Source organism: Vandammella animalimorsus (assembly GCF_002285265.1).
Classification (GTDB): Bacteria; Pseudomonadota; Gammaproteobacteria; order Burkholderiales; family Burkholderiaceae_C; genus Lampropedia.
In genome coordinates this window covers 1-18,770 of record NZ_NSJB01000017.1, presented here as the reverse complement: position 1 = coordinate 18,770, position 18,770 = coordinate 1, and the positions used below count along the sequence as shown (strand labels likewise).

26 protein-coding genes and 2 pseudogenes are annotated in these 18,770 nt (G+C 61.7%); 18 read left to right on the top strand and 10 right to left on the bottom strand.

Features of this window, described 5'->3' with window-relative positions; translation table 11 throughout:
* The first annotated feature begins 49 nt into the window (after positions 1–49).
* Complete coding sequence (locus CK625_RS13275) at positions 50–394, top strand: hypothetical protein (protein ID WP_143326298.1); 345 nt, start codon at positions 50–52, stop codon at positions 392–394.
* A 203-nt stretch (positions 395–597) separates the two neighbouring features.
* Here the strand turns inward: CK625_RS13275 and CK625_RS13270 are convergent, their stop codons facing one another.
* Positions 598–1,539, bottom strand: a complete 942-nt coding sequence (locus CK625_RS13270) for a LysR substrate-binding domain-containing protein (protein ID WP_095540821.1) — start codon at positions 1,537–1,539, stop codon at positions 598–600.
* Between the two features lie 312 nt (positions 1,540–1,851).
* Here CK625_RS13270 and CK625_RS13265 point away from each other — a divergent pair, with 312 nt between their 5' ends.
* From CK625_RS13265 to CK625_RS13200, 15 genes and pseudogenes are all read left to right on the top strand, one after another.
* Positions 1,852–2,742, top strand: a complete 891-nt coding sequence (locus tag CK625_RS13265; protein WP_095540806.1) for a pirin family protein — start codon at positions 1,852–1,854, stop codon at positions 2,740–2,742.
* Positions 2,743–2,802: 60 nt separating this feature from the next.
* Positions 2,803–3,699, top strand: coding sequence for a pirin family protein (locus CK625_RS13260; RefSeq protein WP_095540805.1), 897 nt, complete (start codon positions 2,803–2,805; stop codon positions 3,697–3,699).
* A gap of 50 nt (positions 3,700–3,749) precedes the next feature.
* Positions 3,750–4,529: a helix-turn-helix transcriptional regulator gene (locus CK625_RS13255; protein WP_095540804.1), complete on the top strand. Its 780-nt coding sequence runs from the start codon at positions 3,750–3,752 to the stop codon at positions 4,527–4,529.
* Positions 4,530–4,611: 82 nt separating this feature from the next.
* Positions 4,612–5,049 (top strand): VOC family protein, encoded by a 438-nt coding sequence (locus CK625_RS13250; RefSeq protein ID WP_095540803.1) that lies wholly within the window; start codon positions 4,612–4,614, stop codon positions 5,047–5,049.
* 98 nt (positions 5,050–5,147) lie between these two features.
* On the top strand, positions 5,148–5,480 hold the full coding sequence (locus CK625_RS13245) for a DUF2834 domain-containing protein (RefSeq protein ID WP_095540802.1): 333 nt from the start codon (positions 5,148–5,150) through the stop codon (positions 5,478–5,480).
* Positions 5,477–6,196, top strand: coding sequence for an SDR family oxidoreductase (locus CK625_RS13240; RefSeq protein WP_095540801.1), 720 nt, complete (start codon positions 5,477–5,479; stop codon positions 6,194–6,196). The genes CK625_RS13245 and CK625_RS13240 overlap by 4 nt, the downstream gene beginning before the upstream one ends.
* A gap of 160 nt (positions 6,197–6,356) precedes the next feature.
* Positions 6,357–6,848 (top strand): GNAT family N-acetyltransferase, encoded by a 492-nt coding sequence (locus tag CK625_RS13235; protein WP_238945675.1) that lies wholly within the window; start codon positions 6,357–6,359, stop codon positions 6,846–6,848.
* Positions 6,849–7,035: 187 nt separating this feature from the next.
* Positions 7,036–7,572, top strand: a complete 537-nt coding sequence (locus tag CK625_RS13230) for a GFA family protein (protein WP_095540800.1) — start codon at positions 7,036–7,038, stop codon at positions 7,570–7,572.
* A complete protein-coding gene (locus CK625_RS13225) occupies positions 7,565–7,864 on the top strand; it encodes a DUF6958 family protein (RefSeq protein ID WP_095540799.1) in 300 nt (99 codons plus the stop codon). The genes CK625_RS13230 and CK625_RS13225 overlap by 8 nt, the downstream gene beginning before the upstream one ends.
* A gap of 88 nt (positions 7,865–7,952) precedes the next feature.
* Positions 7,953–8,618 carry a glutathione S-transferase gene (locus tag CK625_RS13220; protein WP_095540798.1) on the top strand — a complete coding sequence of 222 codons (666 nt, stop codon included), beginning with the start codon at positions 7,953–7,955 and terminating at the stop codon, positions 8,616–8,618.
* A 70-nt stretch (positions 8,619–8,688) separates the two neighbouring features.
* A pseudogene (locus tag CK625_RS14185) lies at positions 8,689–9,063 on the top strand (virulence RhuM family protein); the annotation flags it as partial.
* 287 nt (positions 9,064–9,350) lie between these two features.
* Positions 9,351–9,635 (top strand): type II toxin-antitoxin system death-on-curing family toxin, encoded by a 285-nt coding sequence (locus CK625_RS14180; protein WP_343030416.1) that lies wholly within the window; start codon positions 9,351–9,353, stop codon positions 9,633–9,635.
* Positions 9,632–10,234: pseudogene (locus tag CK625_RS13210) on the top strand (DNA-3-methyladenine glycosylase I). The gene CK625_RS14180 and the pseudogene CK625_RS13210 overlap by 4 nt, the downstream one beginning before the upstream one ends.
* Before the next feature lie 102 nt (positions 10,235–10,336).
* The gene (locus tag CK625_RS13205; RefSeq protein WP_095540797.1) at positions 10,337–10,993 is read left to right on the top strand and encodes a DNA alkylation repair protein; all 657 of its coding nucleotides are present in this window, start codon (positions 10,337–10,339) and stop codon (positions 10,991–10,993) included.
* A 97-nt stretch (positions 10,994–11,090) separates the two neighbouring features.
* Complete coding sequence (locus tag CK625_RS13200; protein ID WP_238944105.1) at positions 11,091–11,261, top strand: hypothetical protein; 171 nt, start codon at positions 11,091–11,093, stop codon at positions 11,259–11,261.
* Between the two features lie 49 nt (positions 11,262–11,310).
* Here the strand turns inward: CK625_RS13200 and CK625_RS13195 are convergent, their stop codons facing one another.
* Complete coding sequence (locus tag CK625_RS13195; protein ID WP_095540796.1) at positions 11,311–12,219, bottom strand: LysR family transcriptional regulator; 909 nt, start codon at positions 12,217–12,219, stop codon at positions 11,311–11,313.
* A gap of 173 nt (positions 12,220–12,392) precedes the next feature.
* On the opposite strand from CK625_RS13195, the gene CK625_RS13190 reads away from it, so the two are divergent.
* Positions 12,393–13,592 (top strand): MFS transporter, encoded by a 1,200-nt coding sequence (locus CK625_RS13190; protein WP_238945673.1) that lies wholly within the window; start codon positions 12,393–12,395, stop codon positions 13,590–13,592.
* Positions 13,593–13,611: 19 nt separating this feature from the next.
* Entirely contained in the window at positions 13,612–14,652 is a 1,041-nt protein-coding gene (locus tag CK625_RS13185) for an aldo/keto reductase (protein ID WP_095540795.1), read from the top strand.
* Positions 14,653–14,708: 56 nt separating this feature from the next.
* Here CK625_RS13185 and CK625_RS13790 read toward each other — a convergent pair whose 3' ends face one another.
* From CK625_RS13790 to CK625_RS13165, 8 genes are all read right to left on the bottom strand, one after another.
* The gene (locus CK625_RS13790; protein WP_143326297.1) at positions 14,709–15,080 is read right to left on the bottom strand and encodes a hypothetical protein; all 372 of its coding nucleotides are present in this window, start codon (positions 15,078–15,080) and stop codon (positions 14,709–14,711) included.
* Between the two features lie 36 nt (positions 15,081–15,116).
* Positions 15,117–15,410: a hypothetical protein gene (locus CK625_RS13785; RefSeq protein WP_143326296.1), complete on the bottom strand. Its 294-nt coding sequence runs from the start codon at positions 15,408–15,410 to the stop codon at positions 15,117–15,119.
* 535 nt (positions 15,411–15,945) lie between these two features.
* Positions 15,946–16,221, bottom strand: a complete 276-nt coding sequence (locus tag CK625_RS13780) for an immunity protein Tsi6 family protein (protein ID WP_143326295.1) — start codon at positions 16,219–16,221, stop codon at positions 15,946–15,948.
* A 106-nt stretch (positions 16,222–16,327) separates the two neighbouring features.
* Positions 16,328–17,149 carry an immunity protein YezG family protein gene (locus tag CK625_RS13180; RefSeq protein WP_143326294.1) on the bottom strand — a complete coding sequence of 274 codons (822 nt, stop codon included), beginning with the start codon at positions 17,147–17,149 and terminating at the stop codon, positions 16,328–16,330.
* Entirely contained in the window at positions 17,103–17,477 is a 375-nt protein-coding gene (locus CK625_RS13775) for a hypothetical protein (RefSeq protein WP_143326293.1), read from the bottom strand. The genes CK625_RS13180 and CK625_RS13775 overlap by 47 nt, the downstream gene beginning before the upstream one ends.
* Positions 17,474–17,869, bottom strand: a complete 396-nt coding sequence (locus CK625_RS13175; RefSeq protein ID WP_143326292.1) for a hypothetical protein — start codon at positions 17,867–17,869, stop codon at positions 17,474–17,476. Before CK625_RS13175 ends, CK625_RS13775 begins: the two co-directional genes overlap by 4 nt.
* A gap of 19 nt (positions 17,870–17,888) precedes the next feature.
* Positions 17,889–18,116, bottom strand: a complete 228-nt coding sequence (locus CK625_RS13170) for a hypothetical protein (protein ID WP_143326291.1) — start codon at positions 18,114–18,116, stop codon at positions 17,889–17,891.
* A gap of 48 nt (positions 18,117–18,164) precedes the next feature.
* Entirely contained in the window at positions 18,165–18,533 is a 369-nt protein-coding gene (locus CK625_RS13165) for a winged helix-turn-helix transcriptional regulator (protein ID WP_095540791.1), read from the bottom strand.
* Positions 18,534–18,770 lie beyond the last annotated feature (237 nt).

Sequence of the window (18,770 nt, the reverse complement as noted above, 5' to 3'; positions counted from 1 at the left end):
TGGAGGAAAGATGACAAAGGACGAAGCCTTGATTGAGCTTTGCAAATCCTTGCTGCAGGATGCGGAAGTCACCGAGCAGGAAGGCTGGCAGAAAATCATCCTGATTGGGGAAGTGGGCGATGGCCACGCCGGCATGCGCGGATATTCGTATGACGCGCAAAATACCTGCCTGATGGTGGCGCCGGATGGGCCGCGCTTGGATTTGCTCATCAAATTGCATGCGGTCATGAAAGCGGAAAACCCCAATGGGCGCGGTTGGCTTAAATGCATGATCCGCATCTCACGCGCCGGGGAGGTGGGCGCGGATTTTGAATACGACGACCCCAACCGCTGGAGCCACACGCCAGACAATTACAAGCAGCGCATGGCCGAATATGCGGCCATGCCGGTTTGAGGGGCTGCTCAAAAGCCCTGCCCGGCGGGCCGTCAAGCGGATCGGGCGGATTGAGGCGTTTTGCTGTGCCCGCAAAGTCTCTGCGGCCCATAGGCTGGGCGGCGCAGCCTTGCTGCCCATGCCAAACCGCTGCTTGCCGCTTGCACCAAGATGGCGAATACGAGTCTCGGGGCAAGCCCTGAAGGGCTATGCGCGCGCCAGCGTCAAGTCAGTGGTGCCAATGGCTGCAGGCAGCGGCCGTCACGGATCAGTTCTTCAAACCCTGCCGACAGCGCATCGAGCAGCATCCGCACCGCCGGGCGCATACCGCGCCGGGTGGCGTAGGCGGCCTGCACCTGGCCCGCTGGCGGGGCCCAGCCGGGCAGCACTTCTTGCAAATCGCCGCGCGTCAGCGCGTCGTGCGCCAGCAGCCGGGGCAGGGCGGCGCAGCCCACGCCGGCCAGCGCGGCGCACAGCAGGGCGTCGGCATCGTCCACCACCAGGCGCGGGGCCAGCGGCAAGGCGGCGTGGCGGCCCTCGGGGCTGGTCAAAAGCCATTGGCTTTCTTCGGGCGAGTTGCCCAGCGCCACGCTGGGCAGGCGGGCCAGGTCTTGGGGCGTGGCGGGCGGGGCGGCGTTGGCCAGCAGGGCCGGGGCGGCCACCAGCACGTGCGGGCTGAGGGCCAGCGGGCGCAGGGTTTCCTCGCGCGGCAAGGGGGCGCCGGGGGCGCGCACGCGCAGCGCCAGGTCGATGCCGTCCTGCCAGACGTCGGCGTTGCGGTTGCTGGCCTGCACTTGCACGCTGACTTGCGGCCAGGCGTTGAGAAAGCGCGCCAGCATGCTGCCCACGGCGTGGTGCAAGAGCGCGGGCGGGCAGGCCAGGCGCACCGTGCCGCGCGGCGCGCCGCTGTGCTCGCGCGCCAGGGCTTGCGCGGCTTCGGCCTCGGCCAGCATGGCGCGGGCGTGTTGCAGGGTGCGCTGGCCCATGTCGGTGATGGCAAAGCGGCGCGTGGTGCGCTGGATCAGGCGCACGCCCAGGCGCTCTTCCAGCGCGGCCACGCGGCGGCTGAGTTTGGATTTGGGGATGCCGGTGGCCCGCTCGGCGGCGGCAAAGCCGCCGTGCCCAGCCACGTGGGCGAAGTAGGCCAGGTCGTTGAGGTCGTGCAAGTCGTCACTGGGGGCGTGCATGGGGCGGCTGATTGTTGCAAATGCAGGATGATGTGATGGAAAAAAGCCAGTTTATCCCGTCAGCAATCATCCATACCATAGCGTCCATGCCGCTTTTGGGCGGCGTTGATTCAGAGCGTGTTATGGACTTTTCGCTCCCCGCGCCGGCCGCAAAACCATGCGCTCGCCGCGTTGGCTCGCTTGCCAAGGCTGCCAGCCTTGGCGGCGCGCGCCGCCTTGCGATCACACGGTTTTGCGGCCGGCGCGGGAAAACGCAAAGCTCATAACACGCTCTCAGAAAGGATGTTTGCCATGACCACTGTTGCCACCACCGCCAAGACTGTGATCGACACCCATAGCGCCCCCGGCCGTCACTGGGTGGGCGATGGTTTTCCCGTGCACGGCATGTTTGGCTACAGCGGCGCGGATGTGCCCAGCCGCAGCCCGTTTTTGCTGCTGGACTATGCCGCGCCGACCGAGTTTGAACCCAACAGCGGCTACCGCCGTGGCGTGGGGCGGCATCCGCATCGCGGTTTTGAGACGGTCACCATCGTCTATGAGGGCGAGGTCGAGCACCGCGACAGCACTGGCGCCGGCGGCGTCATTGGCCGTGGCGATGTGCAGTGGATGACGGCCGGCGGCGGCATCTTGCATGAGGAATTTCATTCCGAGCGCTACAGTCGCGAGGGCGGGCCGTTCGAGATGGTGCAGCTGTGGGTGAACCTGCCCAGGAAGGACAAGATGACCCCGGCGCACTATCAGGGCATTACCGATGCGCAAATCCCCGCCATCGCGCTGCCGGGCGATGCCGGGCGGGTGCGGGTGATTGCCGGGCAGTATGGCGAAGGCAAGGGGCCTGCCGAGACTTACAGCCCGATGAACGTCTGGGATGTGCGCCTGAATGCCGGCCACAGCGCCCGGCTTGACCAGCCTGAGGGCTGGAGCACGTTGATTGTGGTGCTGGATGGCACGGTGCAGGTCAACGGCGAGAAGGTGCTGCGCAAGGCCGAAATGGCCACGCTCTCGCATGAAGGCAGCGGCGTGAACATCGAAGCCAATGTCGATGCCAAGCTGCTGCTGCTGGCCGGGGAGCCGATTGATGAGCCGGTGGTGGGCTATGGCCCGTTTGTGATGAACAGCCAGGCCGAAATCGCCCAAGCCATCCGTGACTTCAACAGCGGCAAGTTTGGGCAGATGGCTTGAAGCAGGGCGGCAGGTCGTGACCTGCCGCCCAGCCCCAGCCCCAAGTCAAGAAACCTTCCCATGACCGCACAAAAATTCACTGCCCATGGCAAAGACGTTGGCGGCATCCCCGTTGCCCGGCTGCTGCCGCAGGCCGGGCGCCGCACCATCGGCGCCTGGTGCTTTCTCGACCATATTGGCCCGGCCCGTTTCGAGGCAGGCAGCCCCGGCCTGCAAGTCGGCGCGCATCCGCACACCCACCTGCAAACCTTTACCTGGATGCTGGAAGGCGAGCTTTTGCACCGCGACAGTCTGGGCACCAGGCAACTGATCCGCCCGGGCCAGGTCAACTTGATGACCGCAGGCACCGGCACTGCGCATGGTATCGCCCATACCGAGCAGAGCCCCGAGGGGGTGCGTAGCCTGCACGCAGTGCAGCTGTGGATTGCCCTGCCGATGAATCAATCCATCGCGCCGGGCTTTGTACATTACCCGGAACTGCCCACCTGGCAGGAAGGCGGCGTGCGCTATGTCCTCACTACCGGCAGCTTTCAGGGGCGTACTGCGCCCACCATGCAGCACAGCCCGCTGCTGGGCGTGGATGTGCAATGCCAGGCGGCGGCTCGCTTGCCAATTCCCTGCCAGTGCGGCTGGGAATACGGCGTGCTGGTGATTGCCGGCCAGGTGCGCATTGGCGATGAAACCTTTGGCGCCGATACGCTGGCCTTTATCGCTGCGGGCGAAACCCAGTTGGCCATCGAAGCCGAAGCCGGCAGCCACTTCCTGCTGCTGGGCGGCGAGCCGCTGCCGCATCCCACGCTCATGTGGTGGAACTTCGTCGCCGACAGCCGCGAGGCTTTGGCTCGCGCCGTGGACGAGTGGAACAACCACAGCCCGCGCTTTGGCGAGGAAATCGACCTCACCGACACCTCGTTGCGGCGCTTGCAGGCGCCAGCGGTGCCCGGCAACCTGCGCTAAAGCTGCATACGGCCTGCCAGCGTGCAGGCCGTCATGTTTCAATCGCGCTCATGATGGATGTTGACGCCCTGACTGCGCACATTCGTGCGCAACTGCACCAAGACCCCACGCCGGCGCAGATTGCCGCGCATTTCGGGGTCAACCGCTTTGCCTTGAGCCGCTGGTTTCGCGCCGAAACCGGGTTGAGCCTGCGCGACTACATCGCCGCGCTGAAAATCGAGCAGGGCATCGCCCCGCTGGTACAAGGCCAGCCAGTGATTGCCTCGCAACTGGAGGCCGGCCATGCCAGCGCCGCCACCTACGCGCACCGCTTCCGCGCCCATACCGGGCAAAGCCCGCGCGACTATCGCGCACAGGCCGCCACCTTCAGCGCCACCTTGCGGCAAGCGCTGCATGACGGCCGCGCCCGGGTGCTGCCCTACCACGGTTTCGACCCCGCCGCCCACCCGCAAACGCATGCGCTCAGCGTGGAAATACAGGGCGAAGGGCTGGCATCGCTGGTGTTTGTCGGGCTGTTTGCCGAGCCGATTCCGCGCGGCGTGCCGGTGCTGGGGCGAGCGCTGTTTCACACCCGCCGCTTTGTCATCGACCACATCCCCGACGGTCGATACCACCTGCTCGGCTGCGAAATGCGCCCCAGCCTGAACCCGCTGGATTTCTTCCGCCTTGACCACTGCCTGCGCGCCCTGCATCCCGAGCCGATCACCTTCCCGCTGCCCGCGCCACAGACGCTGACGCTGCCATTCCGCCCGCTGCGCCCCAGCGACCCGCCAATCACCGTCAACATGCCCAAACTGCTGTTTGACTACCTGCGCCAGCGCAATCCGTGACAAATGCCGCACGGCGATTTGCGGAAGAATCTCCGCGTACTTCATTCGCGTCCGCAGCGTACCCACCCAAGGAGAAAGCCCCATGAAACTCAGCCCTTACCTCTACTTCAACGGCAATTGCGCCGAAGCGATGGCCTTTTACGCCGAACTGCTTGGCGCTGAAGCGCAAATCATGCGCTATGCCGAGATGCCGCCAGAGCCGGACATGCCGCCGCTCGCCGAAGCCGACAAAACCAAAGTCGCGCACAGCCAGCTGCTGCGCCACGGCGAATGCCTGTTCAGCGCCAGCGACAGCCTGCCGGCCTTTTGCAGCGAAGGCGGCTTCCAGCCCATGCAGGGTTTTCAGGTAGCGATTGATGTCGATACCGTGGCCGAAGGCGAGCGCATCTTCAACGCGCTGGCCGCAGGCGGACAGGTGCAAATGCCGTTTGCCGAAAGCGCCTGGGCCAAGGGCTTTGGCCTCGTCACCGACCGCTTCGGCACCCCGTGGATGGTGAATGCCGAGCTGCAAGGCGACTGAGCGCGGCATGCTGCCAGCCGTTGATTGAGCGCTGGCCGTCTGGTGTGCCATTTCCGGCTGCTTTAGTCTGACGGACACGACAACGAGCAGGAGCCCACATGCAACGGCTTTACCTCGCCCTGTGCCTGATCGGCGCCGCTCTGCCGCTGGCGCAGTTCATCCCCTGGCTGGCTGAACACGGCCTGCACCTGCCGCTGATGTGGCAGCAAATTCAGGCCGACCGGCTCTCGGCTTTTGCCTGGGCCGATGTGGTGGCGTCGGCCTTGGCGCTGATCGCCTTTGTGCTGGCCGAAAGCCGCCGCCTCGCCCTGCGACACGGGCCGCTGGCCTTGCTGGGGCTGGTGGTCGGCGTGTCACTGGCGCTGCCGCTGTTTCTGTGGCTGCGTCAGCGGCATCTTGACCACGCTTCATCACAAGGAGCCAAGGCATGAACACATCCGGCCACAAAGTGCTGATCACCGGCGGCGCCAGCGGCATTGGGCTGGCGTTGGCCAAGCGCTTCCATGCCGCGGGCAACTCGGTGGTGCTGGCAGGCCGCCGCGCCGATGCCCTGGCCGAGGCGGCGCGCGCCTTGCCCGGCGCGCAAACGGCAGTGGCCGACATCACCCAGCCTGCCGACCGCGCGCGGCTGTTGCAGGCGCATGGCGATATTTCCATCCTGGTCAACAACGCCGGCATCCAGATCAACCGACCCCTGCTTGAGCAAGACCAGTCCGACATCCGCCACGAGCTGGAAACCAATCTGGCCGCGCCGGTGCTGCTGACCCATGCGTTTCTGCCCGTGCTGCTGCGCCAGCGGCAGGCGGCCATCGTCAATGTCTCTTCGGGACTGGCGATCGTGCCCAAGGAGGCGGCCAGCATCTATTGCACCAGCAAGGCCGCGCTGCACAGTTTTTCGCAAACCCTGCGCTGGCAGCTGGAAGGCACGCCGGTGCAAGTGTTCGAGCTGTTGCCGCCCTTGGTGGATACCGCCATGACCCAAGGCCGCGGCAAGGGCAAGATCAGCGCCGATGCACTGGCCGCCGAGTTCTGGCGCGCCTTCGCCGCCGGCCGCCATGAGGTGCTGGGCGGCAAAACCCGGCTGCTGGCGCTGATCCAGCGCCTCTCGCCCGCACTGGCGCAGCGCATCATGCGCAAGGGCTTGTAGCGCGGCTTGGCGATTGGCAAAGATCGGCGCCATCGGTCTTGTGCGGTATTGCGGCAGACGTTGCTGCGGCTGCCTGAAAGCGCTTCAGGCAGCCGCGCGCTGATTTGAAGACGCCAAATCCACCGCGTGCCTGTTTCAAAATGAATTTGTTTCATTAAAAATGACGCAAGCGGGGGCTGGCATGATTTATGAAATAAGAGAATTAAGGCCTTGCGAAATCAATCTGTTGAATGAATTTCTGTATGAGGCGATTTTCATTCCTGAAGGGGCGCAAGCGCCGTCCAAAGATATTGTGAGCCACCCTGATTTGCAAAAATATGTTGCCGATTTTGGCAAAAAAGATGATGTCTGTTATGTGGCGGAAGTCGAGGGCAGGGTGGTGGGGGCGGTATGGACGCGCATCATCCATGATTTCGCCCATATTGATGATGAAACCCCGTCCCTTTCCATTTCGCTTCTCAAGGGGTATAGAAATTTGGGTATCGGCACGGCGCTTATGAGGCAAATCCTTTTGACTTTGAAAGAGCGGGGATACAGGCAAGTTTCGCTTTCGGTTCAAAAGGCCAATCCTGCGCTGCGCATGTATGAAAAACTGGGCTTTGAGGTCGCCCGCGAAAATGAAGAGGACTGCATCATGATTCGCGGGCTTTGATTGATGAAGCCCCCGGTTTGCCAAGCAGAATATGACCGAGCAAAACCTGCTTTCTGTGCCCGTGCGCAATCCGTGACAAATGCCGCACGGTGATTTGCGGCAGGATGGCCCCGGTTGACGCCGTGCCCCATGGCAATGCTGCCTGAAGCCGCTTCAGGCAGCCCTTGACACATAAGGAGAAACATCCATGACCCCATCCACCCCGCTGGCTTGCCGCTGCGGCAAGACGCAAATGGAAGTGATCGGCGCGCCGTTTATGGTGACCGAATGCCTGTGCAATAGCTGCCGCGCCGCCGCCGGGCGTTTGGGCAAGTTGCCGCAGGCGCAAAACCTGCTCACCCCTCTGGGGGCGACCGCTACGGCCATGTATCGCAAAGACCGCGTGCGCTTTGTGGAGGGCTTTGACCGTCTGGCCGAATTTCGCCTGACGGACGATTCAGGCACCCGGCGCGTGGTCGCCATCTGCTGCAACACGCCCCTGTTCATGGAGCTCAAGGGCGCGCACTGGCTGGATATTTACCTGTATCTGTGGCCGGCGGATTCCCGCCCCAAGCCGCAAATGCGCACCATGACGAGCGACCTGGCCGATGCCTCGGCGCTGCCCGACGACTTGCCCAATCTGCCCAAGCAATCGCTGGCGTTTTACGCCAGGCTATTGGGCGCGTGGATAGGCATGGGCTTCAAAAATCCGCCCATTGCCATCAAGGAGCAGCTGCATGTCTGACGACAAAATCGACATCGAAAATATCAACACGCCGGGCAAAACCGCCCGCGTCGATCGCGCGAAATACTTGGCTATGCGCGAGGCCTTGCTGGCGGTACTTCCGTCCGAGCCGCCGGGCATCACGGTAGCGCAGGCCAAGGCGGCGCTTTTGCTGAAACTGCCGCAAACGCTGTTTCCCGGCGGCGCCACCGCAGGCTGGTGGCTGAAAGCGGTTCAGCTCGACCTGGAAGCCAAGGGCATCATCCAGCGCGCGCCGGTGAAGCCCGTGCATTTGTATCGCGCGGGCGCATAGCAAGGTTTGGTGCGCATTTTCGCTGTGTCCGGTTCAAGTCCGATGGCTGCCTGAAAACGGCCTTGAAAAACAAAAAGGGATAAACACCATGATCACCCTTTACGCACTCAAACAATCCCGCGCCTACCGCATTGCCTGGCTGCTGGAATTGCTTGGCCTGGAATATCGCGCGGAAGTCATCGCGCGCGATGCCGAAACCGCGCTGGCGCCCGACAGCCTGCGCCGTATCCACCCGCTGGGCAAATCACCGCTGATTGATGACGATGGCCTGGTGCTGGCCGAAAGCGGCGCGATTATTGAATACCTGATTGGCCGCTACGGGCAGAAAACGGCGCTGAAGCCGCCTGCCAACAGCGCGGCCTATGCCGATTACTTGTTTTGGCTGCATTATGCGGAAGGCTCGTTAATGCCATTACTGGTCATGTCGTTGGTCTTTCGCAAAATCGAAACGCGCAAAATGCCGTTTTTCGTCAAACCCGTAGCGCGCAAAATAGTCGAGGGCGTGCGTGCAGGGTTTTTGAATCCGCAGCTCAAGCGGCATCTGGAATTTGTCGAAAGCCGGCTGGCCGGACGCACCTGGCTGCTGGGCGAGGAAATCAGCGCCGCCGACATTATGATGAGCTTCCCCTTGCAGGCCGCTGTGGCGCGCACCTCGTTCAATCTGCCCAATGTCGCCGCCTATGTGTGCCGCATTGAAACCGACCCGGCCTACCAACGGGCAGGCGAGCGCATCGGCAAGCTGGAATTGCTGTAGTTTGAACAATGCGGACTGAAACCACGCTGGCCGGACAAGTCGCCACGGCTGGATAAACCGGAGCCATCCCATGAACCATCCCGTTGAAATCTACCAAAGCCCCGACGGCCAAACGCAGGTGGAAGTGCGGTTTGACGGCGATACCGTGTGGCTGAGCTTGCAGCAAATGGCCGAGGTGTTTGGCCGCGACAAATCAGTGATTTCTCGGCACTTGAGGAACATCTTTGCCGAAGGCGAATTGGAACGGGCTTCAGTTGTTGCAAAAAATGCAACAACTGCCGCCGATGGCAAAACCTATCAGGTTGAGTACTACAACCTCGACGCCATCCTCTCCGTCGGCTACCGCGTCAACTCCAAGGCGGGCACCCAATTTCGCATCTGGGCCAGCACTCGCCTGAAGGAATACCTGCTGCAAGGCTACAGCCTGAACCAGCAGCGCCTGGTGCAAAACGCCGCCGAGCTGGAACAGGCCCTGGCGCTGATCCGGAAAACCGCGCGCTCCCCGGCGCTGACACTGGAAGGCGGGCGCGGGCTGATTGATATCGTCAGCCGCTACACCCACACCTTTTTGTGGCTGCAACAGTACGACGAGGGTCTGCTGGCCGAACCGGCGGGCGAAAGCGGCGGTGCACTGCCCACGGTTGAACAGGCCCGCGCCGCGAAGCCAGCGCCCTGTTTGCGCAGGAGCGCGGCGACGGACTGGCCGCCTTGCTGGGCAATCTGGCGCAAACCGTGTTTGGCGAGCCCGCCTATCCCAGCATCGAAAGCAAGGCCGCGCACCTGCTGTATTTCGTGGTCAAAAACCACCCCTTTGCCGACGGCAACAAACGCAGCGGCGCATTCTTGTTCGTCGATTTTCTGCACCGCAACTGCCGCCTGCTCGATGCCCAGGGCCAGCCCGTCATCAACGACACCGGCCTGGCCGCGCTCACCCTGCTGGTGGCCGAATCCGACCCCCAACAAAAAGACGTGCTGATCCGGCTGGTGATCCACATGCTGCACAAGGCCGCGCCATGACTATCGCCACCGCCTACCCCGACGGCCAGCCGCGCTGCCACTGGTGCGCCGCCACGCCGCAATACACCGCCTATCACGATGAAGAATGGGGCTGCCCGGTGGGCGACGATATCCGGCTGTTTGAAAAACTGTGTCTGGAAAGCTTCCAGTCCGGCCTGAGCTGGCGCACCATTCTGGAAAAACGTGAAAACTTTCGACACGCCTTTTGCGGTTTCGATTTTCATCAAATGGCGCGCTTTGACGAGGCCGATACGGCGCGCCTTTTAAACAATCCCGGCATCGTGCGCCATCGCGGCAAAATCGAAGCCGTCATCCACAATGCCCGACGGGCGGTGGAATTGATTGAGCAAGAAGGCTCGCTGGCCGCCTTCATCTAGCGCTTTGAGCCGCCCACCCCGCCCCCGCCGCAAATTCGCGCGCAATCCCCCGAATCACAGGCGCTGGCCCAGGCGCTGAAACAACGCGGCTGGAAATTCCTCGGCCCCACCACCGTTTATGCCTTCATGCAGGCTATGGGGCTGGTCAACGACCACGCCCCGGGCTGCGCCCTGCGCGCCAGGACTGAACAGGCGCGACGGATATTCAAAATCCCGCAGTGAATACCTGCCCCGTAGCTGCCAATGACTTGCCGATTGGGCCGCAAACAGGCGGCCCGGACACACCTTCCCAAAACCGCCCACCCCAAGCCTGAGCATAAGACCATGATCGACAGCGAAGCATTACTGGCCGCTCTGCACAGCGCCGCCGACCCCGAGCGCGCCGTGCCGATGAAGGCGTATATGAAAAACCGCTTTGATTATCTGGGCATTGCCAAGCCCCACATCGCCCAGATTTGCAAGCCGTTTTTCAAGCAGGCGGCAAAACAGGATATTGATTGGCGATTCGTCGCCCAATGCTGGGAAAGCCCGTACCGCGAGCTGCAATATTGCGCACTGGACTATTTGAAAGCCATGCAAAAACAGCTCACGCCGCAAGACATCCCCCGCCTTGAAAAACTGATTACTGAAAAATCGTGGTGGGACACGTCCGACGTGCTCGACCGCATTGTCGGCGGTATTGCCTTGAATTACTCGGAAGTGAACGCCGTGCTGCTGGACTGGAGCCGCAGCGATAATATCTGGCTGCGGCGCGTCGCCATCGATCACCAGCTTTTGCGCAAAGAAAAAACCGATACCGCGCTCCTGGAGCAAATTATCCGCAACAACCTGGCGCAAAAAGAATTTTTCATCAACAAAGCCATCGGTTGGGCATTGCGCGACTACAGCAAAACCAACCCCGCATGGGTGCGTGCATTCATCACCCGCCACCGAAGCCACATGGCGGCTTTGAGTATCCGCGAAGCGGAAAAGTATCTGTGATGCTGCCTGAAAGCTTTTCAGGCAGCCTGGTCGGTGGGGCGCAAGGGTTTTTTAGAGCGTGTTATGCACTTTCCGGCCCCCGTGCGAGAACGCCTCGGTGTGCGCAGTACAAAGCGCCGTCTGCACCGTCGCCGACTGGACGCTCAGCGCCGAACACATGGCGCAACTGGACGCCGCCAGCTTCCGCATGCCGTCCTATCCCTACTACCCCTATTGGAACGGCCAGTTCGCCGAACTCAACCCGCCGCCGGTGGCTGCAGGGGTTTAGCACGGGCACGCCGAATCCGCGCTCATTCTTTCTGCATGAGCGTTGCCGCTCAGGGGGGATGCCAATCAATTCCCGCCAGCGCCCCGGCCAGGTAATCGACAAAGGCGCGCACGCGCGGCGGGGTGTGGCTGCGGGTGGGCATCACGGCGTAGATGCCGCTGTCGGGCAGGCGGCAGTCGGGCAGCACGCGCTCCAGCCGCCCGGCGCGCAGGTCTTGGTGTACGTGCCAGAGGGAGTGGATGGCGATGCCTTGCCCAGCGATGGCGGCCTGGCGCAGGGCGTCGCCGTAGTTGCTGGCCAGGCGGCCGTGTACGCGCACGCTTTCTTCTTCGCCTTCGGGGTTGATGATGTGCCAGTAGTGGTGCGGGCGGGGCTGGCTGTGGTGCAGCAGGCAGTCGTGTTCGGCCAGGTCGGCAATGCGCTGCGGCGCGCCGCGGGTTTTCAGGTAGCCGGGGGCGGCGACGAGCGCGCGGCGGTTGTCGGCCAAGCGCCGGGCGATCAGGCTGGAGTCGCCCAGCGTGCCGATGCGAATGGCCAGGTCAAAGCCGTCGCCCGCCAGCTCGATGGGGCGGTCATCCAGATGCAGGCAGATGTGCAATTGCGGGTGGGCGGCGAGAAAGCCGGGCAGGAGCGGGTTGAGGTAGTGGCTGCCGAAAGAGGGCGGGGCGGTGAGGCGCAGGGCGCCGCTGATGCGCTGGCTGTGCTGTTGCAAGCGGCTGGCGAGGGCTTCGAGTTCGGCCACCAGCGGGCGGCCTTCTTCGGCCAGCGCAAGTCCTTCGGGCGTGGGGTGCAGGCGGCGCGTGGTGCGGTGCAGAAGGCGCAGGCCCAGTTCGCTTTCCAGCCGTTGCAGGCGCTGGCTGGCGACGGCGGGGGAGATGTCCATGTGCCGCGCGGCGGCGCTGATGGAGCCGCTGTCGAGCACTTGCAGGAACAGGGCGATGTCGCTCAGGCGGTTCATGGCGTTTGCGGCAGGCGGACGGCGCTTGCCTGATGGCGCAGGTGGTGCGCGGTGGCTGTGGTGGTCATTTTTGCTCCTGTTTCAATTTTTCCTTGAAAGAGATTCAAAAATACGCCGGTTTATCCGGGTAATCAAAAGGCGGATAGTGCGCACTTTTCCACGATAAGAAAAGGATGTTCATGCCGCTTTCTGCCTCCCAACGCCTGCCGCTGGCGGTGTATGCGCTGACCATTGGCGCGTTCGGCATCGGCACGACCGAGTTCGTGATCATGGGGCTGTTGGTGCAGGTGGCCGCCGAGTTGCAGGTGACGCTGCCGCAGGCGGGTTGGTTGATTTCCGCTTATGCGTTGGGGGTGTTTTTCGGCGCGCCGCTGCTCACGCTGGCCACGCGGCGCTTGCCGCACAAGGCCACGCTGCTGGGGCTGATGGCGGTGTTTACCCTGGGCAATCTGGCCTGCGCGCTGGCGCCCAGCTATGGCTGGCTGCTGGCGGCGCGGGTGTTGACGGCGCTGGCGCACGGCAGCTATTTCGGCGTGGGGTCGGTGGCGGCGGCGCAGCTGGCGCCGCCGGACAGGCAGGCGCAGGCGATTGCCCTGATGTTTACCGGGCTGACGCTGGCCACCTTGCTGGGCGTGCCCGCCGGAGCCTGGCTGGGTTTGCACTACGGCTGGCGCTCGACCTTTTGGGCGGTAACGGCCATTGGCGCGCTGGCGGCGCTGGTGGTGCTGGCCTTGGCGCCGCGCACGCAGGCCGATGCGCCGCCGGGCCGGGTGCGCGATGAGGTGCGCCAAGCGTTGCGCCTGCCGGTGCTGCTGGGGCTGGGCATGACGGTATTGGGCTTTGGCGGCCTGTTCGTGGTGCACAGCTATATCCAGCCCATTCTGATGGAGGCGGCCGGATTTGCCGAAAGCGCGGTCGCGCCCATCCTGCTGCTGTTCGGCGTGGGCATGGTCATCGGCGGCCTCGCGGGCGGCAAGCTGGCCGATCGCGGCGTGGCGCGCGCGTTGCTGATCAGCCTGCCGGGGCTGGCCGCCGTGCTGGCCCTGATGACCGCCGCCTTGCCCAGCCGCCCGGCGGCGGCAGGGTTCTCTCTGCTGCTGGGCGCGGCCGCCTTTGCCACCGTGCCTGCGCTGCAAATGTGGGTGCTGCAACGCGCAGGCCGGGCGCAAAGCCTGGCCTCCAGCCTCAACATCGGCGCGTTCAACCTGGGCAATGCCATTGGCGCGTGGTTGGGCGGCGTGGTCATCGCCCAGGGGCTGGGCCTGCACATGCTGCCGTTGTTCGCTGCCGTCATGCCGCTGCTGGCCACGATTGTGGCCTGGGCGGCCATCCGGCGCGAGCGCTTGCGCCAACCTGAAAACCTTTCCCATTGATATTCAAGGAGTCATTCCCATGCAATACCGCTTCCTCGGCCAATCCGGCCTGAAAGTTTCCGCCTTCGGCTTCGGCGTGGGCACCTTTGGCGGCAAAGGGCCGCTGTTTTCCGCCTGGGGCGATACCGACGCCCATGCCGCGCGCCGCCTGCTGGACATTGCCATCGACGCCGGCGTGAATTTCTTCGACACCGCCGACGTCTATTCCGACGGCGAATCCGAGCGCGTGCTGGGCGAAGCCATGCGCGGGCGGCGCGACCAAATCATCTTGTCCACCAAAACCGCGCTGCGCCTGGGCGAAGGCGTCAACGACGCCGGCGCGTCCCGCCACCGCCTCCTGCGCGCGGTGGACGCCAGCTTGCAGCGCCTGGGCACGGATTACATCGACCTCTTGCAACTGCACGCTTTTGACGCCCGCGCCCCGCTGGAAGAAACCTGGCGCGCCCTCGATGACCTGGTGCGCGCGGGCAAGCTGCGCTATGTCGGCGTCTCCAACTACGCCGGCTGGCAGCTGATGAAAGCGCTTGGCATCAGCGAGAGCCGCGGCTGGGCGCGGCCGGTGGCGCATCAGGTGTACTACTCGCTGATCGGCCGCGATTATGAATGGGAGCTGATGCCGCTGGCGCTCGACCAAGGCGTGGGCGCAGTGGTATGGAGCCCGCTGGGCTGGGGGCGGCTGACCGGCAAACTACACCGCGGCCAGCCCCTGCCCGAAGGCAGCCGCCTGCACCAAACCGCGCAATTCGCCCCGCCGGTGACGGACGAACACCTGTGGCGCGTCACCGATGCGCTGGACGCCATCGCCGCCGACACCGGCCGCCCCGTGCCGCAAATCGCCCTCAACTGGCTGCTACAACGCCCCAGCGTCGCTACGGTGCTGATCGGCGCGCGCAATGAAGCGCAACTCCAGCAAAACCTCGCCGCCGCCGACTGGACGCTCAGCGCTGAACACATGGCGCAACTGGACGCCGCCAGCTTCCGCATGCCGCCCTATCCCTACTACCCCTACTGGAACGGCCAGTTCGCCGAACTCAACCCGCCGCCGGTGGCAGTTGGATAAAACTCGAGCCACTTTCAGGCAGCTTGTGAGGCTGCCTGAAAGAAGGGCTTCTTAACTCAAGCATCGTTAGAGTATTGTTTTACTTCGATCTGAACGGGCTCGCGGATATGGTGAGTTTTTATGATTAGAAGTGGATTCTTTGGGTTAGGTGGCGCTGTAAACCAAAAATAATCGGTAAATACATCATATTCTGATTTATCAATGTTTTTTAGTGTGGGTGTGGCATTGCTTCCTAGATTTTCTGGCATGGCATCCGGCCAAGCTAAAGGGTGCATTTGATGAGATCTGTTTGGGGGTGGCAGTTGAACCGGGAGACGAAGCTCTCCAAGGCTTCCGCCAAATTTATTATTCATTCCATTCGCTGCATGGGTGGCCGCTTCTATTCTTAATGACTGACCTGAGCTTGGCTCGCCATCGCTTTTCACCATAAAAACGCCATTGACACCGTTGGCGTGGTGTTGGTGCTATGCCTCAAGTTGCGCCTCTCTTTTTTTGCTTCCATGAGGGCCTGTTAAATCAAAAATGCGTATCCCCCATATTTCTTCCAGCTCTGAAGTGGGCATTTCAAACAAACACTGGCTATCCAAGTTGCTGTACATCTGGTAGAGCAGATCATCAATGTCTTTGATTGGCGAAAGATTTTTACAGGCGGCTTGCTTCATGGGCTCACTCGCTTTTTCCGCGGTGTGGACAGGCTGCGCCTGACTGGCGCAAGCGGCCAGCAGCAAGACGCTGGTAGATAAAACAATATTCTTCATTGGCTTTTTCCTTTCAAATATAGATATGCTTTCTGGTCAAGCCCATTTCAGTAACGCACCCACCTTTATCGCACATTTAGTCTCATGTCAACAGGCATGAATGCCTTATATATCCATAGGCGCATGCCCCCAAGTTCAACTGGCTACGCCCCGCCCCAGCGTCGCTACGGTGCTGATCGGCGCGCGAAACGAAGACAAAACCTCGCCGCCGCCGGTGGAGGTGTGAGCATTTGCGGCCTGTGTCTGCTCTGCATGAGGTCGCCGCTCAGGGGTTTGGTGTCTGCCCCTCCAACACCCGCAGCAGGGCGGCAAGGCCGGCATCCAGTTGCTGGCGGTGTATGCGCTGACCATTGGCGCGCTGGCCCGGCGGTTGCAGCCTTATCTGCTGGTGCAAGTGCCGCGCCGGGCCCACGCCGCCTTGCGGAAGGGACCACCCAGCCCGTAGCGCCCAAGCGCTGGGGCGAGCAGTTCATGGCCCTGGTCAATCCCGGTATTTACAGCCCGCAGTACGGGCTGTGGCGGGAAGAGCCGACGTTCATGGCATCCGTGAAAACCATTGTTGAAACAAATAAGCAGCCAAGCTGAGTGCATCAGCGTATTCCGGGTCAGAGGCTTCCAGTTCTTTAACAGCCATAATGCCAATATCAATCACCAATTCATCAACCGGAATTTTTCCCGCAACAGCATTTTGCATATTTTCCAGCTGTTCTTTGGCGTGAATATAAACCCCATAATTTCGGCTTACATTCAAGCGAAATTCCGTCATTTCTTTTGCCTTGGCGATTGCTGCCAGCAAGTTCTCGCTAATCATAAGTTGTACCGTTTTTCCCTGATCGCTTCGTTGAGAATCGATTATAAATATTCCGAGCTGGCCAGGATTGAGGCCGACCCGCCTGGCTTGCCATCAGCAATAGATACTACCAATTTATTTTCTTGCGCGAATCCAAATATTTTTTCATCCATTTGTCTCTTCTTTTTGACGACATGGAGAAGTCAGATATGTCGTCATACCCCAATTCCAAATCCATTTTTCCTGAGGAATTGATTTTAAAGGTTGCGCTCGTCCAGCTATACTTAATCTCTTCTTTAAAGTCGTTATAGAATTCTCTGAAATGGCTCAAAAGATCGTCCAGCCCTTCATTCAAATAGAAATATTCTCCTTTTCTTTCGAAAAATAATCCAATAGAGTCGATATTATCCAGCATTTCAATCCTGACATATGTAGAATCAAAATCCTGATTGACTGCTTCAAGTATCGCTTGACCAATCTTGTTGTAGTGCGTTTCAGTATTTTTTATCATAAAAACTTCTTGCTGCAATACAGCGCCGCGAACATTTCTGAGATGAATGGGATTCTGCGGAATTCCATCAATCCATTGTTTAACAGTTTCTATGTCTGCCCCTCCAACACCAGCAGCAAGGTGGCGAGGCCAGCATCCAGTTGCTGACGGGCGTCGGGCGTCGGGCGTCGGGCGTCGGGCGGCAGGGCGGCAGGGCGGCGAGCAGGCGGGCTTGCCGGAAAGCCATCTGCCTGTGTTGCTGGTGGCCGTGGGCAAAGCGGCGGCCGCCCAGGCGCAGAAAGTGCGGGCGCCGGTCGAGCAGTTATGGCGGCGGATTTGAGCGGTTGGTGCGGCTGTAATGGTTAAACGCCAAGCGCTTCTTGGCCGCACATGCGGAGTCAGGTGTGCGCTTTCACCGCACGCTGCGCAGTGCCGCTTGCAGTTGTTCTTCAAAATCACAGGCCGCCACCGTGCGCCAACCCCGGGCGCGCAGGGCGGCCACCAGCTGTGCCAGTGCGCCCAGATAGGCATCGAAGCGCACATTTTCCTGCGCCGCGTCGATATCCAGGTAGTGGCGCCAGTGCGTGAAATCGTCCTGCCCGTCATCAAGCGGCAGATGCCGCACCTGGGCATGCACGGTGATATCGAGCACCGGCACAGCATCAGCGCCCGCCGCTGTCCGTTCGGCGCTTTCACACAGCGCCGCATTCACCGCCGCGCTCAAAGCTTGGTCATCCGCAGCGCCCGACACGAACAGCTTGCAGTACAGGTCAGTGCCGTGGTTCATGGTTCCCCTTTACCCGCCAGAATCGCCGCCTGAACGGCCGCTTCCAGCTGCTCTTCAAAATCACAGGCGGCCACCACTCGCAGCCCACGCGCACGCAAGGCGGCCACCACGGGCGCGAGCGCGGCCGAAAAGGCCTGCAAGGTGATCGCATCGTCAGCCGCGTTCACCTCCACGAAGTGCCGCCACAAGCTGAAGTCGTCCTGCGTATCGCTCAGAGGCAGCTGCCGCGACTCGGCATGCACGGCCATGTCCAGCAACGGGGTTTGCACCCAGGCGGCGCCTTGGGTCACATGGCCCTGCGCCATGTCGCCCAGGGCAGCAGCCAGCATATTCGGATTGGCCGCACCGGCTACGTAAAGCGTGCAGTACAGCTCAGCGTTCGCAGATGGCATGGAAACCGGCGTCAATGGATCAGCCCTTGGCATAGATGGCCGCAGCGCTGGGTGCGTCCATGATTGGCGAAGCATCAAAAGGGCCGCTGCGATGCACGGCGGACAGATCGACGCGCTTTTCCGCCGCTGCCTGCGCTGAAAGCATGTTGCCGCCGAGGGTGTTGGCCGTTGACGACAAGCGCGCCACTTCTGCCTGAATAAGGCCGCTGTTCATTGTGCCTTGGCGGGGTTCGTTGATCGTTGTCATTTTGGTTCCTGGTGTGATGATGGAGGGCATGCGGCGGTGCGCGCGCTGTCAGCTTTTTGCCTTCACGCCGCGCTGCGCATTGCCCCATTCGCACATTGCATCCAGTATCGGAATTAGCGATTGCCCGCTGTCGGACAGGCGATATTCCACTTTGGGCGGAATCTGCGGATATTCGGTGCGGATAATCAGGCCGTCGCGCTCCAGTTCTTTCAGGGTGCTCGACAGTGTTTTATAGGAAATGCCGCCAATCAGACGCTGCAGGCCGTTGAAGCGCACTACGCCTTCGCGGTACAGCCAATACAGAATCACCATTTTGTATTTGCCGCCGATCAGCGACAGGGTATAGCCCACGCCGCTGTCTTCAATGGTATCAAGGGTGCAATGGCCGCTTTCCTGGCCGCAGGGGATTTGGATCATGGCGCTTTCTTTTGGGTAAGTATGTCACGTCAAGATGCGTACTTGGCAGATGGCAAGCGCGATTATAAGATGCGGCCTTGTTTCAACCAAGCCCTGCAATGCCTATGAATCTAGAGAAACTTTGATTGATAAGGTTACATAATAGGGTTTTCTACCAGCCGGAGCATGAGATGCGCGCCTATTCGCAAGACTTGCGAGACCGAGTGCTGGCAGCGCTGGAGCGCGGAGAGCGCCCCA